The organism is Pseudomonas sp. BN102, from assembly GCF_029871245.1.
In the GTDB taxonomy this organism is placed as follows: Bacteria; Pseudomonadota; Gammaproteobacteria; order Pseudomonadales; family Pseudomonadaceae; genus Metapseudomonas.
This window is the reverse complement of sequence record NZ_SSON01000075.1, coordinates 1-14,892: the sequence shown is the minus strand read 5'-3', so window position 1 is coordinate 14,892 and position 14,892 is coordinate 1. Positions and strand designations below refer to the sequence as shown.

The following is a 14,892-nucleotide window of genomic DNA, read 5'->3' as shown; positions in this document are numbered from 1 at the left end:
GGTGCCGATCTTGAGGAAGGTCGACAGGTAGTCGCGCGGCGCCAGGATCAGCCACACCGGCAGCACGGCGGCAACGAAGCCGTAGCCGATCAGCATCCAGGTGATCTGTACGCCGGTAAAGGTGAAAGCCGGACCCCAGACCGGGTCGGCGGCGACCAGGCCACCGGCCCAGATGGAGGCCAACAGCAGCACGACACCCACCACCGAGATCTCGCCGATGCGGCCCGGGCGGATGTAGCGCATGTAGATGCCCATGAACATCGCGATGGGGATGGTCGCCATCACGGTGAACATGCCCCAGGGGCTTTCGGCCAGGGCCTTCACCACGATCAGCGCCAGCACCGCAAGGATGATGATCATGATCAGGAAGCAGCCGAACAGGGCGATAGTGCCCGGAATCCGGCCCATTTCTTCGCGGACCATGTCACCCAGCGAGCGGCCATTGCGGCGGGTGGAGAGGAACAGGACCATGAAATCCTGCACCGCGCCGGCCAGCACCACCCCGGCGATCAGCCAGAGCGTACCGGGGAGGTAGCCCATCTGCGCGGCGAGCACCGGGCCCACCAGCGGGCCGGCGCCGGCGATGGCGGCGAAGTGGTGACCGAAGAGAATGTGTTTGTTGGTCGGGACGTAGTCCAGGCCATCGTTGTTCAACACCGCAGGCGTTGCCCGGGTGGGGTCCAGCTGCATCACCTTGTTGGCGATGAACAGGCTGTAGTAGCGGTAGGCAATGAGGTAGATCGCGGTCGCAGCAGTAACTATCCAGAGGGCGTTGATGGCTTCGCCACGACGCAACGCCACGGTGCCCAGCGCGAATGCGCCCAGCACGGCAACGGCGAACCAGGCAATTCGGGTAGCCAATTGGGTCATCGAAGGTCTCCTGCCGCTGGCGGTTAGCTGCGGCGCCTTTTGTTGTTGTTTATGCCCGGATAAGGGCAGCAGACACTATCGGCGCCTGGCGCCTGCGGAGACATTCGCACAACTACGAGGCATGCCTACGTAATACTACGTAGCCAGCATTACCTTCCTGCATGGAGGCTCGGTTCATTGTGGGGGCGATTTCAATCGCGAAGCGGACCGCAGGTTCGCTCTTCGGCCGTGAAGGGAGGGAGCCGATATCCGCGTTCGAAGCATGACGTCCGCACTTGTAGGAGCGAGCCACTTTGAGTACAGCTCACTCGCAAGCCCAGTCCCTGCCCTTCCCGCCTTGGCACTCAACGAGTCAGCAACAACCTGCCGCCCAACCCCACCAGGAACACACCCATCAGGGTCTCGAACACCGCCTTGAAGCGCATGAAGCCGCCGCGGACGGCGGGACTGGAGAAGAGCACCGCCATCGCGCAGTACCAGAGGCCGGAAACCGCGGCGGCGATGATGACGATGGCGGCGTAGAACCAGCCCGGCGCATGGGCCGGCACCATCACGGCAAAGATGCTGCCGTAGAAAGCCAGTGCCTTGGGGTTGGTCATGCTCACCAGGTAGCCCTTGCGCGCAGCGGCGAAGGCGCTGGATTCGAGCATCTCGGGGGTGGCCTGCGGTGGCTTGCGGGCGCCGAGGATCATCCGCCCGCCGATCCAGATCAGATAGGCGGCGCCGACCAGCTTGATGCCGAGGTAGAGCCATTCCACCTGAGACACGATCAGCCCCAACCCGGCCACGGCGAGCATGGCCCAGGTGGCGGAGGCGGCAGCCATGCCAAGCCCGGTGGCCACGCCAGCGCCGCGCGAACGCAGGGTTGCGGTGGAGGTGACGATGGCGAAATTCGGGCCCGGGCTGACAACGCTCAGGATCAGGACGCCAGAAATGGCCAGCAACGCGCCGAGGTAGTCCACGGCACCCTCCTGTGGTGTGGGTCAGGGAAGATGTCGGCGAGTATACCTGCAGATGGATTGACCGGAATGGGCCCCTGGTCGTGGCCGCTTCGAAGCGATTGGCGCAGAGGAACGAAACCCAACTTCCGCGCGAGATGTTGGGCTTCGTTTTACTCAGCCGAAACCTATGGCATGGCCGGCGGCATATCGATCAACGGATCTTCAGCCATTTCGTCCGGGGCGAGTTGGGCCCGCGGGATACCCGCGGCGAACCAGCTGGAGTTGGCGGCATTGCGGATCAGCAGCACGGGGCTGTCGCAGGGGGTGGGAGGTGCAGGGTCAAGCACGTCATTGATCACGAAGTCGCCTTCCTCGGTCAGGGGCACGCCTACCAGGTTGGAGCTGCTTTCCGTGAAGGGCGCCACAGCACCGCAGAACAACGTGGCGAACACCGACTGGCCGGTGGCCCGGCCTATGTTGTTGCCACCGCCGAGTATCAGGCCACGCCCGTCCGCCTGGATATCACCCGCCACACTGATCATGGCATTGAATTTGCGAATCACCCAGATCTGCCCGGCCGGCTGAACGCCGCGCACTATATTGCGGTTGACCACGGTGGCTATGGCTTCGATGCCCTGGCCGCTGGAGACCGGCAGGACGCCTATCCCGCCCCTGAATCGCAGCACGCCATCTTCCGCCAGGGTGGTGGACGCCAGCGCTCCGACGAGCAGTAGTACGGGTATGGAGAGCGCCAATGTTCTTTTCATGTCTGTACCTCCTTACAGGCACCCGCAGGGTGGAGTCGGCGGGTGGCCGCTGGGCGGAAAGAGGGGGCAGTCCATGATCCCTTTTTGCAAGGGTTGGCGGGCCAGATGGCCGGGGATGGATAAATCGCTGTGCTGCCACTGGCCATGCTCGGGGCCGGGCAAACCGCCTCTCTCCTCCGGTGGTGTTCGGGCCTGGCACCGCGTCAGGAAGGTGCCGGGCCCCACCGTCCGTCAGAATTGGCACGAGCGCGAACATCAGGATGGCGGAGGTGCTTGAACTCTGGAAGTACCGCACCGGCCATTATAGGCCCCTGGCTTTTCCCATCCGTTCCGTTTGTCCCGTGCTGGCGTCCTGCCCACACCCTTCATCGGGAAAGGCGCCCTGCCCCATCCGTTCGCCGCCCGCCATCTCGGCGCCGAGCAGGGTCATCACAAACAGCCACAGGCAGGCTCCCATCAGCGGCCATCTGTGCTCCCGGCGAGCTCGCCTGCCACGGGTGGAACGGGTGCGGCTGCTCATCGGGCACTTCCCCCGGCAGGCGGCCGCCGGCCATGAAGGTCGGCAGCCGCGACAGCATCACATGCGCCATTCCAGGCCGACATACAGGCTGCGGCCATCGCCCGGCAGGAACTGGGCGCTGTCACGGCCCTGGGCGTCGGCGATCACCCCGGTGGTGGCGACATAGGTCTTATCGGAAAGGTTACGTCCCTCCACGAAGAAGCCCAGGCCTTCCATCGGCCGATAACCGCCCTTCAGCCCCCAGATGGAATAGCCATCGGCGTAGAGGGTCTCCGCCTGGTCGACGTTGTAGTGATTGGGCACCCACTCGAAGGTCGGGCCGGCGTACCAGCCTTCGCGCTGCCACAGCGCCTCGCCCTTGACGAACTGGCGCGGCAAGCCGGCCAGGCGGTTGTCGCCGTAGACGTCGTCGTTGTCGAAGCGGAAGTCGTTGAACAGGTACTGCCCGCGCAGCACGACCTGCCCCAGGGTCCAGGCGCCGCCCAGTTCCACGCCCTGGTGGATGGTGCGGTCGGCGTTGACCGTGCCCAGCGGCTGGCCATTGGCATCGTTCAGGGTCAGCAGCTCGTCGCGGATCTCGCTGCGGTAGACGGCCAGGTCCAGATCGACGTTCTCCCGCTGCCAACGCAGGCCGGCTTCCAGGGTGTTGGCCTTCTGCGCGTCGTTGGCGGTCACCACCTGGCCGCCGGTAAGTTCGCTGAAGGTCGGCGGCTCGAAGCTCTGGCTGAGGTTGGTGAACAGCTGCACCTCGTCGCTCAGGTCGTGGCGCAGGCCGATACGGGCGATGCGGCCGATATAGCGCTTGTCGAAGGATTCGTCCTGGGCCAGGCAGAAGCCGGGGACGAACGCATTGCAGCGCAGGCGGTCGTCGACCTCGCGTTCCTGGTGCAGCCAGGCCAGGCCACCAATAAGCGCCCAGCGTTCGGCCAGGGGAACTTCCAGCTCACCGAAGACATTCAGGTTGCGCGCGGTCTGGTGCAGCTCGTTGACCTTGCGGCCCTTCTCCCCGCCCACGTTCACATAACGCGAATCCCAGTTGCGCCCCTGGCTGGCTTCCACGCCACCGGTCCAGCGCCAGCCCTGCTCGTTCGCCCATTTGTGCGAGACGCGCAGGCCGTAGTCTTCGCTGTCGATATCCAGCACCTGGAAAATCGGATGGAACAGCGACTTGGTGCTGTAGAAGCTGGCCAGCTCCAGGCTGTGGCCACCGTCCAGTTGCAGGACACTGAGGTTGCCCAGGCGGTCGAGGTTGAAGTCGCGTTGCTGGTCGCCGGTGATATTGCCCGGCGCGGCCTGTTCCGGATTGCGGCGCATCTGGGCCTTGGTCAGGTTGCCCGGCAGGTCGGAGTCGGTTTCGACATGGGTCAGGTAGAAGCGCGTGGCGAGCCGCTCATTGATGCGCCCGCCGAGATTGGCGAAGTAGCGCTGGTTGTCCTGCCGCGAGTGGTCACGGTAGCCGTCCTGGGAGTAGTCGTTGAGGCTGACGAAGCCATCCCAGTCGCCGAAATCCTGGGCGAAGGCGCCATACAGGCGCTGGTAGTCGAAGCTGCCGGCCTCGGCGCGCAGGGTGGCCTGCGGCGCGGTCTTGCCGGTGGGGGTGACGAAGTTGATGGCACCGCCCAGGTTGGCCGAGCCGTAGCGCCAGGCGTTGGCGCCGCGCAGCACTTCGACGTGGTCGGCGGCCAGGGGCTCGATGGCCTGGAAGTCGAAGCTGCCATCGGCCAGGTTGACTGGCGCGCCATCCTGCATCAGCAGCAGGCCGCGACCGTGGAAGGTGCGCTGCAGGCCGGAGCCGCGGATCGACAGGCGCGCCTCCTCGGCGCCAAAGCGCGGCTGGACGAAGACGCCGGTGGCCAGGCCCAGGGCATCCTGCAGGGTGCTGCTGCGGCCAGTCTTGTAGGTCTCGGCATCCACCACCCCGGCCCCGCCGGGGATGTGGGAGAAGTCGGCCTTCTTCTCGGCCAGAGTCGGGGCGGTGGAGTCCTGGCGGTACTCCCCTTCCACCAGGGTCTTGTCCAGTTCCACATGCTCGGCGTGGGCAAGGCTGGCGAAGCTCACGGCAAGGGCGAGCAGGCTCAGCATGGAGGCGTTGTGCATGGTGCACTCCCAAAGGTCAGTGTTCGGCGTTGTTCTTTTGGTCGGCCTGGCGGACCGCCAGGCACGGGCAGGCGCCGCGCCATTGGGCGCGGTGGCCGGAAACAACACTGCTAGGGAGCGCGGGGGTTGGCTGGTGGCCAGGCGTGTCGCGGGGGCGCCTTGCTGCGCCGCTCGCGCGGAAGGAGGCGGACCCTGCCCGGGCGGAACAGCCAGGCGAGCCCGAAGAGGAAGGCGACGCTGAGGGTGACGCCGGCGCAGAAGGGGCAGCTGAAGAGGTTGGACCAGAGACTGGCGGAGGCGCCGCCGAGACCGCCATCGAGAGCGGGACCGCCGTCGCTGCCGACGGAGCAGAACTGCCCGCCGATACCGCTCAGCTGCAGGCCCATCGCCTGCCCATGGTGCAAACCGCAGGCGAACAGATTGAGCAGGACGCAGGCATAGAGCATCCAGGCAATCAGCGAGCGGTCTTGGCGGGTCAGATTCATGGGCGGCGACTCTAGCATCGGGCTTTCAGGGCTGGAAGCAGGAAAGCTGTGTGGTGGATTGCCGCAGGTATCTCGCTCTTTGTGGGGGCGATTTCAATCGCCAAGGGCTGCGAAGCGGCCCCCGGATTCATCAGGGCAGACCTTCGGCCTGCTTAGCGATTGAAATCGCCCCCACATACCCGGCTCATGCTCTCAGAGCGCATCCAGCGGAATCTTCAGGTAATGGATGCCATTGTCCTCGGCCGGCGGCAGGTGCCCAGCGCGCATGTTCACCTGCACCGCCGGCAGGATGAGGGCGGGCATGGCCAGGGTGGCGTCACGGGCGATGCGCATGGCGACGAAGGCCTCTTCATCGACGCCCTCGTGGGCATGCACGTTGCGTGCGCGCTGATCGGCCACCGTGGTTTCGCAGCGATAGTCGTCGCGGCCCGGCGCCTTGTAGTCATGGCAAAGGAACAGACGGGTCGCGTCCGGCAGCGCGAACAGCCTCCGGATGGAGCGGTACAGGGAGCGCGCGTCGCCACCGGGAAAGTCGCAGCGGGCGGTGCCGTAGTCCGGCATGAACAGGGTGTCGCCGATGAAAGCGGCGTCGCCTATCAAGTAGGTCATGCACGCTGGGGTATGCCCCGGTGTATGGAGGGCCCGGAGTTCGAGGTTGCCAATGGCCAGGCGGTCGCCGTCCTGGAGCAGGCGGTCGAACTGGCGGCCATCGGTGGCGAAATCTTGGCCGGCATTGAAGAGATCGCCGAAACGCTGCTGCACCTGGGTGATCAATCCGCCGATGGCCAACTGGCCGCCCAGCGCGCGCTTGAGCCAGGCGGCGGCGGACAGGTGGTCGGCGTGGACATGGGTTTCCAGCAGCCAATCGACGACCAGCCCCTGCTCGCGGATGCAGTCGACGATGCGCTCGGCCCCGGCATGAGAGGTGCGGCCACTGGCGGCACAGTAGTCCAGCACCGGGTCGATGATGGCGCAGCGGCGGCTGATGGGGTCGCTGACGACGTAGCTGTAGGAACAGGTGGCCAGATCGAAGAAGGCTTCCACTTGCGGGTTCATGGGGCGGACTCCTCTCCTGGACTCTTCAAGCTTAGTTCCCGGGGCCTTTACTTGTGCCGGCCTTACAGGGCCGAAAAAAGGAACATCCCCGCCACCATGGCCGGGACGAACAACCAGATTTGCCAGTCGCCGGTCAGCGCAAGCGCCGGAGCTGGCCCCGGGCAGATGCCGGCCACACCCCATTGCCTCCATGCGGAGTGGGTCGCTTGCCTGTAGGGGCGAATTCATTCGCCAACCGGTCCGCAGGTTCGGCCTTCCAGATCTCAGGGGGCAGCTTCGCCGCCCTTGGCGAATGAATTCGCCCCTACAAGGGTTCACCCCCGTCCAGCAACCTCGGCCCTGCCCCCTCCCCGCCCAACTCGTCGCAAGGATTGCGCAGCGGGCAGGCCTCCAGGGACAGGCAACCGCAGCCGATGCAGCCGGCCAGTTGGTCGCGCAGCAGGGTCAGGCGGGTGATGCGCTCGTCCAGCTCGGCGCGCCATTGCTCGGACAGCCGGGCCCAGTCCGCCGCCGTGGGGGTGCGGCCTTCCGGCAGGGTCTGCAGCGCGGCATGGATGGAGGCCAGGGGAATGCCCAGACGCTGGGCCACCTTGATCACCGAGACGCGGCGCAGCATTTCCCGACGGTAGCGGCGCTGGTTGCCGCCGTTGCGCTGGCTGCGGATCAGCCCCTTGGCTTCGTAGAAATGCAGGGCGGAAACGGCCACACCGCAGCGCGCGGCAAGCTGGCCGACGCTGAGGAAACGCTCGGGTTTGCTGTCCATGGATTCGCCCTCTTGACCTCAAGTTTGGTTGAGGTTTTACCCTGCCGGCCTGCATCGCACAACCAGGCAGAAACAGGGGGAAAGCACATGGAGCAGCATGCACAGGGTGTCATCCTGGAAATCGAATACCGTCTCGATCCGGCGCGGGAGGACTACAGCGAAAGGCTTGAACGCCGTTTGCGCGGCCAGCCCGGCCTGATCTCCAGTCACTGCGAGCGGAGTGACGACGGCAGCCGGGTCCTGTACCGGGCCCAGTGGGAGTCCATGGAAGCGGGGCAGGCCGGCCTGCAGGCCCTGGACGAGCCGCTCTGGAGCAGTGCCATCAAGGCGCTGCGCTTCTTCTCCTGAGGTCAGCCCTGCGGCGGCTCCAGCCCGCGCAGGGGAATGGGTGCCGACATGACGATGGAGGTACGTGTTTCGCCGAAGTGGTTGATGCTGCCGACGAAGCGCTCCAGATGGCGAATGTCGCGGGTCACCACCCTCAAGATGAAGGAATCCTGCCCGGTGACGTGGAGGCATTCGAGCACCTCCGGCATCTGCTGCAGCTGGGCGATCAGCCGCGCCTTTTCCGGCTGCGGGGTGGTCATGCCGATCAGCGCCATCACCTGGTAGCCGGCCTCCTCCGCCGACACCTGGGCGTGATAGCCCTCGATCACCCCGGCCTCCTCCAGGCGCTTCAAACGCTCGGACGTGGCGGGCAGGGAGAGGGCGACGCGGGCGGCCAGGTCGGTCAGGGAAATCCGCCCCTCGTTCTGCACCACCTGCAGGATTTTCCAGGACTTGCTATCCAGCTCCATTTTTCTCAGGCCTCCCCGGCTTATTTCGTTAATTGTTCAGGCAGCTTGCGCGAACAACCGTAATCCCTGCATTCAAGCCAGTTGCAGTGCAGCGCAGAATATCGGCCATGTCCACAACGCCTGGAGCCCATTCCGTGGAAGGCCTGCTATTTCTCAAATCCGTCCTGATCGGCCTGTCCATCGCCGCGCCGGTTGGGCCCATCGGCCTCTTGTGCATCCAGCGCACCCTGGGCCATGGCGCGCGCATCGGTTTCATCAGCGGCCTGGGCGCAGCAGCGGCGGATGCCTGTTATGGGGCCGTGGGCGCCTTCGGCATTGGCGCCATCACCCAGGCCTTCGTCGCCCTGGCCACCCCGCTTGCCCTGGCCGGCGCTCTCTTCCTGGCCTGGATGGGCCTGCGCATGCTGCGCGCAGCTCCGCCCGAGCGGGCCGCCAGGGCCGGCGACCCGGTGCGGGCGCTGCCAGCCTTCGCCTCCGTTTTCCTGCTGACCCTGAGCAACCCGCTGACCATTCTCTCCTTCATCGCCATCTTCGCCACCCTGGCCGGCGGCGAAGCCCTGTCCGGACCGGCCGGTCTGGTGATGGTCGTCGGCGTTTTCTGCGGCTCGGCCCTCTGGTGGCTGGCCCTGTGCCTGGGCGTGGCCACCGTGCGCCACCGCCTGGACGCCCACGCCATCCGCTGGATCGACCGCACGGCCGGGGCCTTCCTGCTGGGCTTCGCCGCCTGGCAGCTGGCGCGGGTGGTCGCCAGCTGAAACTGGCAATGGTCCCAATAGACTCTCTTCGCTCACCGCTGGCCCATGCACCGCCTATCATGCACGGCATGTTTTCCAGCCGAACCAGGGAGCCGACATGATGGAACAAAAGCAGCAACTGGATGATGAAACCCTCGCCTTCGCCCAGCAGGTCCTCGACCTCGCCCGCGCCGGCGACAGCGCCCGCCTCGGCGAACTGCTCGCCCAGGGCCTGCCCGCCAATATCCGCTCGCACAAGGGCGACAGCCTGGTGATGCTGGCCAGCTACAACGGCCACCTCGACACCGCGCGCCTGCTGCTGGAACAGGGCGGCGACCCCAACCTGCGCAACAGCGCCGGCCAGAGCCCGATTGCCGGCGCCGCCTTCAAGGGCGACGTGGCCATGGTCGAACTGCTGCTGGAGTTCGGCGCGGACGTGGAAGGCGCCACCCCCGACGGCAAGACGGCGCTGATGATGGCGGCCATGTTCAACCGGGTGGAGGTGATCCGCCTGCTGATCGAGCGCGGCGCCAACCCCAAGGCCAGTGATGCGGACGGCGTGACGCCGCTGCTGCTGGCGCAGCGGATGGGGGCGAAGGATGCGGTGGAGGCCCTGACAGCGACCCCTGGCTAACTGGCGACCCCCCCGCAAGAAGCAGCGCCATCCTATTAAATCCGGGGAATGCCTGAACCATGATTCCCGGATTGCATCCGGGCTACGGGCTTGCCCCTCGGTAGGGTGCGCACGGCGCACCCTACCTCTCTAGTCCGAAGCCCGGATGAGATCCGGGACATGCCACACCGCAGCCCCGGGTCACGTCCGGGGCATCACCATCCCCAGCGCGCGCCATTGGGCGTGACGCAAGACCGTCCCTGGCAGGGCTATGCTTTTTGGCGAGCATTCCCATGGGCGTTGGCAGCCCGCCACAACAAGTGGCACAGGCACACAAGGGGTTGGCACGGACAACAAGCTCCCCTCCACCGGCCGGAGGCAGACTAGGACTGCAGATTTCTGCCCTGCACCCGCGACCCGCATACCAATAATTCAGGGAGCCGCCCTTATGCGAATAACCAGGATCCTCGCCCAATCAACGCTGGCCCTGGGCGTCTCGCTCATCGGCCTCGGCCATGCCAGTGCCGAGCTGCCGGCCGATCCAGGCATCGGCCAGACCACCTTGCCCTTCCCGCCGGAACCGCACCGCGCCTACATCGTCGACGTGGAGTTCGAGAACTTCGTCGCCGGCCGCGTGACCGTGGTCGACCCGGTGAAGAAGAAGATGCTCGGCATGGTCAGCACCGGCTTCGCCGCGCCCTCGACGCTCAGCCGCGACGGCAAGCTGCTGTACACCGCCGACCTGTTCTACTCCCGCGGCACCCGTGGCACCCGCACCGATGTGCTGACCGCCTGGGACACCAGCACCCTCTCGCCCTCCTGGGAAGTGCTGATCCCCACCAAGCGCGCCGAGACCCTGACCCAGCGCTACGCCGTGGGCGCCAGCGCCGACGACCGCTTCGTCTACGTCTACAACTTCACCCCGTCCACCTCGGTGACCGTGGTCGACACCAAGGCCAAGGCCGTCGCCGGCGAGATCGCCATCCCCGGCTGCGTGCTCAACTACCCGGTCGGCAAGCGTTCCTTCGCCTCCCTCTGCGGCGACGGCAACCTGCAGCTGGTGACCCTGAACGACGAGGGCAAGGAAGTCTCCCGCACCCACACCGCCTTCTTCGACCCCAACGCCGAGAAGCTGGTGGAGCGCGCCTACGCCGTGGGTGACACCTACTACTTCGTCACCACCACCGGCACCGTGCGCGGTGTCGACTTCTCCGGCAAGGAGCCGAAGATCCTCGAGGCCTGGGAACTGGTCGAGGACACTGAGAAGAAGGCCGGCTGGGCGCCGGGCGGCTGGCAGCTGATCACCGTGGCGCCGAAGCTGAACCGCCTCTATGTGCTGATGCACGACGCCCACGAGCCGATGAAGTGGGAAGACCCGAGCCCCTTCGTCTGGGTCTACGACCTCAAGACCCACAAGCGCATCGCCACCCTGGAAGCGCCCAATCCGATCTGGAGCCTGCACGCCACCAGCGATGACCAGCCCCTGCTGCTGGGCACCAACATCAGCGGCGGCCTGGAAGTGTTCGACCTCAAGAGCGGCAAGCACACCGGGACCATGGAGCGCATTGCCAAGACGCCGATCCAGGTCCTCAGCCACTGACGAGGTGCAGCCATGCATGCCGATCCTATCTTCGTCATCGCCGCCGCTCTCGCGGTCGCGGTGATCCTGGCCAGCGCGGCGACCCACAAGTTGCGCGTACCGGCCCGCTTCGCCAACCAGGTGGAGGATTACCAGTTGCTGCCGCGCGGCCTGGTGCGCCCGGTGGCGCGGCTGCTGCCCTTCGTTGAAGTGGCCGTCGCCTTCGCCCTGCTGGTGCCCGCCAGCCGCGGCACTGCCGCACTGGCCGCCGCCGCGCTGCTGGCCGGCTACGCCGGAGCCATCGCGATCAACCTGTGGCGCGGCCGCCGCGACATCGACTGCGGTTGCGCCGGGCCCGAACAGGCCCAGCCGATCCGCCCGGTGCTGCTTGCCCGTAACGCCGTACTGGTGGGCCTGGCGCTGGTCGCCAGCCTCGCCCCCCACAGCCGCGACCTGGGCGTGTTCGACAGTTTCGTCGTGATCGCCTCCGCCGCCGTGGCCCTGCTTGTCTATGCCGCCGCTGCTGGCCTGATGGCCAACAGCCCCCGTCTGCTCAAACTTATTGGAAGGTGAATTATGGAAGCCCTTATCGTTTCCAACGTCCTGCTCTGGTGCCTCTTGATCGCCCTGGCCTTCGCCGTAATGGGCCTGGTTCGCCAGATCGGCGTACTCCACGGCCGCCTGGCCCCTGCCGGCGCGCTGATGGTCGACAAAGGCGTGGCCGTCAACGAACCCGCCCCGAAAGTCACCGCCGCCGACCGTACCGGCCGCCCGGTGAACTTCGGCTATGCCGGCGAGAAAGCCCAGCTGCTGTTCTTCCTCTCGCCCACCTGCCCCATCTGCAAATCCCTGCTGCCGGCCATCAAATCCATCGCCAAGGACCAGGCCGACCGCCTCGAAGTCGTCTACGTCAGCGACGGCGACATGGATGCGCAACAGGCGCTGATCCGCGAGCACAAGCTGGAAGACGCCACCTACGTGGTCGGCCCGGAAGTGGGCATGACCTACCAGATCGGCAAGCTCCCCTACGCCGCGCTGATCGACAACGCCGGCGTGCTGCGCTCCAAGGGCCTGGTGAACTCCCGCGAGCACCTGGACAGCCTGTTCGAAGCCGAGCATCTGGGCAGCGCCACCCTGCAGCAGTACCTGCACAACCACACGCACGCCAACGGCGCACACAACCACTAAGGAAGGGAGCTCTCCATGAAATTGCTAGACCGCTTGTTCGAGCGCTCCACGCGCCACGTCGCCGACACCACCTCGCGGCGCAAACTCCTGGCCCGCCTCGGCTCGCTGATGGTCGCCGGTGCCGCCCTGCCGGTGCTGCTGCCCATCGACCGCACCAGCAAGGCCCTGGCCGCCGAAGCCCCCAAGGCCGGCGATCCGGGTGACCCCAACAGCTGCGACTACTGGCGCTACTGCTCCATCGACGGCTTCCTGTGCAGCTGCTGCGGTGGCTCGGTAACCTCCTGCCCGCCGGGCACCGAGGCGTCCCAGGTGACCTGGATCGGCACCTGCCGCAACCCGGCCGACGGCAAGGACTACATCATTTCCTACAACGACTGCTGCGGTAAGCACAGCTGCGCCCAATGCGCCTGCACCCGCAACGACAGCGAGGAGCCGATGTACCGCCCGTTCAACAACAACGACGTGAACTGGTGCCTGGCGGCCAAGTCGCACATCTACCACTGCACCGTCTCCATCATCCGCGGCGTCGCGATCTGACCTGCCGGAGGGCTGCCATGCGTTACCTGTTGATTGCCGGACTGATGTGCGCCATGGCCGCCCCGCTGGCCCTGGCCCGCGCCATTCCGGACCCCAACCAGAAACCGGCGCCAGGCAACGAGGAGCTGCAGAAGCCCATCGCCCAGGCCGGCTACAGCACCCAGGTAAACTACCAGCTGCAATGCGCCGGCTGCCACCTGGGCGACGGCACCGGATCAAAGGCCAACGACACGCCGAAGATGAAGGACTTCGTCGGCAACTTCCTCAAGGTGGAAGGCGGCCGCGAGTTCCTCGTGCGGGTGCCGGGCATGTCCCAGTCGGCGCTGAACAACGCCCAGCTGGCCGACCTGCTGAACTGGCTGATGCGCAAGGACGGCATGGCCGGCAAGAGCATGCCAGAGCACTACCAGCCCTACACCGAGGCGGAAGTGGCCGCGGTCCGCAAGGTCGCCCTGCTCAACCTCCCCGACACCCGCGCCGGCCTGATCAAACAGATGCGCGAGCAAGGCATCGCCATCGAGGATGGGATGAGCGAGAACGACTGAGTTTTTTGCTGGACGGCTTGTGGCCCGCCTTCATGGCGGGCTTTTTTTCCCGCGCTGTGGAGAACCGACCTCCCGTAGGTTGTGGCTGAGCTACGCGAAGCCCAACGAGAAGCGGGCAAGCAATACAGTTCTGCTTTGAGCCAGGGGCGGACATTCCGAGAAGGAGAAATTAATCTTTCCCCCTTTCTCGCGATCTCGGCAAATACAAGGCAACGAACACGCCATGGCACTCACCAGCAAAATCTCCCGCTACGACAGAAGATGGCCTGCCCTCTTCCTCGGCGAGAAAGCGCGCATCGCAGAAGGTTTTCAAGCCGAACTCATCCATATTCACCACGTTGGTAGCACAGCCGTTCCGGGGCTTGCGGCCAAGCCTGAGATCGATGTCCTGATCGAGGTATCCGAGCATCGAGACGAGTCGGCGCGAAACGATTTCATGCACACCCTGGGCTACGTGCGAGGCAGCGACCTTTCCGAGGGACACCATTTCTACCGTCGCGATGTGGGCGGCGTGAGAACGCACAAGGTACATGTCTGCGTCAGTGGTCACCCGCAGATCGAGCGCATGCTCCGCTTCCGCGATCTGCTCAGGCGCGACCCTGCGATCCGGCAGCAATACCAGGATCTGAAGCTCCAGCTCGAAGCAAGCAATCGCGAAGGCATCGGCGAGTACCTGGCCAAGAAGGCTCCCTTTATAGATGCGTTGATGAGATCGAACTGAAACACGGCAACCAACTTGGCAAGACTTCCGTTCGTAACGACCACCGACTGTTTCGCGGTGGCTGACTAGCATTGGCGGACACATTCTGCGGTTGCCTGACGCCTTCCACTCACCTGGATAGGAAGGCCGTCAGCGCAGCTGGCGAATATCGCGTCATACCACCGTCACTGCTCAATTTGCGCTTCCGGCCAGAAACGGGCATTCGCACTGCACCTTCCAGCTGATGCTGGTATCTCGGGTCTGAGAGCGATCGCTGTATGGAGAATTTCCTTTCGATCTGCGCCTTTCACTCACCATGCCCCCGCCCTAGCATCGACCACTCCGTATTGGTCCATGCGATGAAAGAGATGCTCGGTGAAATCGACTTTTCAGGTTTGAAGGCACGTCGGCTGGAGCTGAATGACCTTCAGATGATTTGTGTCCATCGCGAAACCATGTTCCTCGAGGCCGGAGGCGTTCCAGCGGAGTTGCGGGTGATGACCGAGCACTTCCGGCCTTGGTTGCATCGGCGTCTGGTCGATGGCCGCTACTACGGGTTTGCATTGATGGACGATGGACAGCCTGTGGCGGCGATAGGCCTCATGACTATCGACTGGCCTCCTCATCCGGCCCATCCGAACCTGGACCAGCGCGGCTATGTACTGAATGTTTTCGTCGAACCGGCCTATCGGCGCCGGGG

At 65.4% G+C, this 14,892-nt stretch carries 18 protein-coding genes and 1 pseudogene; 10 read left to right on the top strand and 9 right to left on the bottom strand.

The window, feature by feature from the left end:
- The 8 genes and pseudogenes from E8F12_RS21315 to soxR all read right to left on the bottom strand — a co-directional run.
- Window positions 1–870: carbon starvation CstA family protein (locus tag E8F12_RS21315; RefSeq protein WP_280327179.1), on the bottom strand; the 870-nt coding region annotated here is incomplete at its 3' end.
- 344 nt (window positions 871–1,214) lie between these two features.
- The gene (locus E8F12_RS21310; protein WP_280327178.1) at window positions 1,215–1,832 is read right to left on the bottom strand and encodes a LysE family transporter; all 618 of its coding nucleotides are present in this window, start codon (window positions 1,830–1,832) and stop codon (window positions 1,215–1,217) included.
- 164 nt (window positions 1,833–1,996) lie between these two features.
- Window positions 1,997–2,578 carry a hypothetical protein gene (locus tag E8F12_RS21305; RefSeq protein ID WP_280327177.1) on the bottom strand — a complete coding sequence of 194 codons (582 nt, stop codon included), beginning with the start codon at window positions 2,576–2,578 and terminating at the stop codon, window positions 1,997–1,999.
- Window positions 2,579–3,155: 577 nt separating this feature from the next.
- Entirely contained in the window at window positions 3,156–5,195 is a 2,040-nt protein-coding gene (locus E8F12_RS21300; protein ID WP_280327176.1) for a TonB-dependent receptor, read from the bottom strand.
- A gap of 110 nt (window positions 5,196–5,305) precedes the next feature.
- On the bottom strand, window positions 5,306–5,680 hold the full coding sequence (locus E8F12_RS21295) for a DUF2946 domain-containing protein (RefSeq protein WP_280327175.1): 375 nt from the start codon (window positions 5,678–5,680) through the stop codon (window positions 5,306–5,308).
- Window positions 5,681–5,872: 192 nt separating this feature from the next.
- Window positions 5,873–6,736, bottom strand: a complete 864-nt coding sequence (locus tag E8F12_RS21290) for an MBL fold metallo-hydrolase (protein ID WP_280327174.1) — start codon at window positions 6,734–6,736, stop codon at window positions 5,873–5,875.
- Window positions 6,737–6,798: 62 nt separating this feature from the next.
- A pseudogene (locus E8F12_RS21285) lies at window positions 6,799–6,918 on the bottom strand (DUF6691 family protein); the annotation flags it as partial.
- A 122-nt stretch (window positions 6,919–7,040) separates the two neighbouring features.
- Window positions 7,041–7,499 carry a redox-sensitive transcriptional activator SoxR gene (gene soxR, locus E8F12_RS21280; protein ID WP_280327173.1) on the bottom strand — a complete coding sequence of 153 codons (459 nt, stop codon included), beginning with the start codon at window positions 7,497–7,499 and terminating at the stop codon, window positions 7,041–7,043.
- 87 nt (window positions 7,500–7,586) lie between these two features.
- Between soxR and E8F12_RS21275 the strand changes: the two genes are divergently transcribed.
- Entirely contained in the window at window positions 7,587–7,847 is a 261-nt protein-coding gene (locus E8F12_RS21275; protein WP_280327172.1) for a hypothetical protein, read from the top strand.
- 2 nt (window positions 7,848–7,849) lie between these two features.
- On the opposite strand, the gene E8F12_RS21270 is transcribed toward E8F12_RS21275, so the two are convergent.
- Window positions 7,850–8,296 (bottom strand): Lrp/AsnC family transcriptional regulator, encoded by a 447-nt coding sequence (locus E8F12_RS21270; protein ID WP_280327171.1) that lies wholly within the window; start codon window positions 8,294–8,296, stop codon window positions 7,850–7,852.
- Window positions 8,297–8,430: 134 nt separating this feature from the next.
- Here E8F12_RS21270 and E8F12_RS21265 point away from each other — a divergent pair, with 134 nt between their 5' ends.
- From E8F12_RS21265 to E8F12_RS21225, 9 genes are all read left to right on the top strand, one after another.
- Window positions 8,431–9,051 (top strand): LysE family transporter, encoded by a 621-nt coding sequence (locus E8F12_RS21265; RefSeq protein ID WP_280327170.1) that lies wholly within the window; start codon window positions 8,431–8,433, stop codon window positions 9,049–9,051.
- Window positions 9,052–9,148: 97 nt separating this feature from the next.
- Window positions 9,149–9,664 (top strand): ankyrin repeat domain-containing protein, encoded by a 516-nt coding sequence (locus E8F12_RS21260; RefSeq protein ID WP_280327169.1) that lies wholly within the window; start codon window positions 9,149–9,151, stop codon window positions 9,662–9,664.
- A gap of 427 nt (window positions 9,665–10,091) precedes the next feature.
- Window positions 10,092–11,243 (top strand): amine dehydrogenase large subunit, encoded by a 1,152-nt coding sequence (locus E8F12_RS21255; protein ID WP_280327168.1) that lies wholly within the window; start codon window positions 10,092–10,094, stop codon window positions 11,241–11,243.
- Between the two features lie 12 nt (window positions 11,244–11,255).
- Window positions 11,256–11,795, top strand: coding sequence for a MauE/DoxX family redox-associated membrane protein (locus E8F12_RS21250; protein WP_280327167.1), 540 nt, complete (start codon window positions 11,256–11,258; stop codon window positions 11,793–11,795).
- A 3-nt stretch (window positions 11,796–11,798) separates the two neighbouring features.
- Complete coding sequence (gene mauD, locus E8F12_RS21245; protein ID WP_280327166.1) at window positions 11,799–12,410, top strand: methylamine dehydrogenase accessory protein MauD; 612 nt, start codon at window positions 11,799–11,801, stop codon at window positions 12,408–12,410.
- A 15-nt stretch (window positions 12,411–12,425) separates the two neighbouring features.
- Entirely contained in the window at window positions 12,426–12,947 is a 522-nt protein-coding gene (locus E8F12_RS21240; RefSeq protein WP_069084045.1) for a methylamine dehydrogenase light chain, read from the top strand.
- Window positions 12,948–12,964: 17 nt separating this feature from the next.
- Window positions 12,965–13,492, top strand: a complete 528-nt coding sequence (locus tag E8F12_RS21235; RefSeq protein WP_280327165.1) for a cytochrome C — start codon at window positions 12,965–12,967, stop codon at window positions 13,490–13,492.
- Window positions 13,493–13,715: 223 nt separating this feature from the next.
- Window positions 13,716–14,213, top strand: coding sequence for a GrpB family protein (locus E8F12_RS21230; RefSeq protein ID WP_280327164.1), 498 nt, complete (start codon window positions 13,716–13,718; stop codon window positions 14,211–14,213).
- 338 nt (window positions 14,214–14,551) lie between these two features.
- Window positions 14,552–14,892, top strand: a 341-nt coding sequence (locus tag E8F12_RS21225; protein ID WP_280324847.1) for a GNAT family N-acetyltransferase, incomplete at its 3' end; no start/stop codon positions are given.

What these genes read in the sequence shown, in the direction of transcription:
- mauD (WP_280327166.1), top strand. Translation starts at nt 11,799, where the DNA reads ATGGAAGCCCTTATCGTTTCCAACGTCCTGCTCTGGTGCCTCTTGATC.
- E8F12_RS21275 (WP_280327172.1), top strand. Translation starts at nt 7,587, where the DNA reads ATGGAGCAGCATGCACAGGGTGTCATCCTGGAAATCGAATACCGTCTC.
- E8F12_RS21295 (WP_280327175.1), bottom strand. Translation starts at nt 5,680, where the DNA reads ATGAATCTGACCCGCCAAGACCGCTCGCTGATTGCCTGGATGCTCTAT.
- E8F12_RS21235 (WP_280327165.1), top strand. Translation starts at nt 12,965, where the DNA reads ATGCGTTACCTGTTGATTGCCGGACTGATGTGCGCCATGGCCGCCCCG.
- E8F12_RS21255 (WP_280327168.1), top strand. Translation starts at nt 10,092, where the DNA reads ATGCGAATAACCAGGATCCTCGCCCAATCAACGCTGGCCCTGGGCGTC.
- soxR (WP_280327173.1), bottom strand. Translation starts at nt 7,499, where the DNA reads ATGGACAGCAAACCCGAGCGTTTCCTCAGCGTCGGCCAGCTTGCCGCG.
- E8F12_RS21300 (WP_280327176.1), bottom strand. Translation starts at nt 5,195, where the DNA reads ATGCACAACGCCTCCATGCTGAGCCTGCTCGCCCTTGCCGTGAGCTTC.
- E8F12_RS21270 (WP_280327171.1), bottom strand. Translation starts at nt 8,296, where the DNA reads ATGGAGCTGGATAGCAAGTCCTGGAAAATCCTGCAGGTGGTGCAGAAC.
- E8F12_RS21260 (WP_280327169.1), top strand. Translation starts at nt 9,149, where the DNA reads ATGATGGAACAAAAGCAGCAACTGGATGATGAAACCCTCGCCTTCGCC.
- E8F12_RS21290 (WP_280327174.1), bottom strand. Translation starts at nt 6,736, where the DNA reads ATGAACCCGCAAGTGGAAGCCTTCTTCGATCTGGCCACCTGTTCCTAC.
- E8F12_RS21250 (WP_280327167.1), top strand. Translation starts at nt 11,256, where the DNA reads ATGCATGCCGATCCTATCTTCGTCATCGCCGCCGCTCTCGCGGTCGCG.
- E8F12_RS21240 (WP_069084045.1), top strand. Translation starts at nt 12,426, where the DNA reads ATGAAATTGCTAGACCGCTTGTTCGAGCGCTCCACGCGCCACGTCGCC.
- E8F12_RS21230 (WP_280327164.1), top strand. Translation starts at nt 13,716, where the DNA reads ATGGCACTCACCAGCAAAATCTCCCGCTACGACAGAAGATGGCCTGCC.
- E8F12_RS21305 (WP_280327177.1), bottom strand. Translation starts at nt 2,578, where the DNA reads ATGAAAAGAACATTGGCGCTCTCCATACCCGTACTACTGCTCGTCGGA.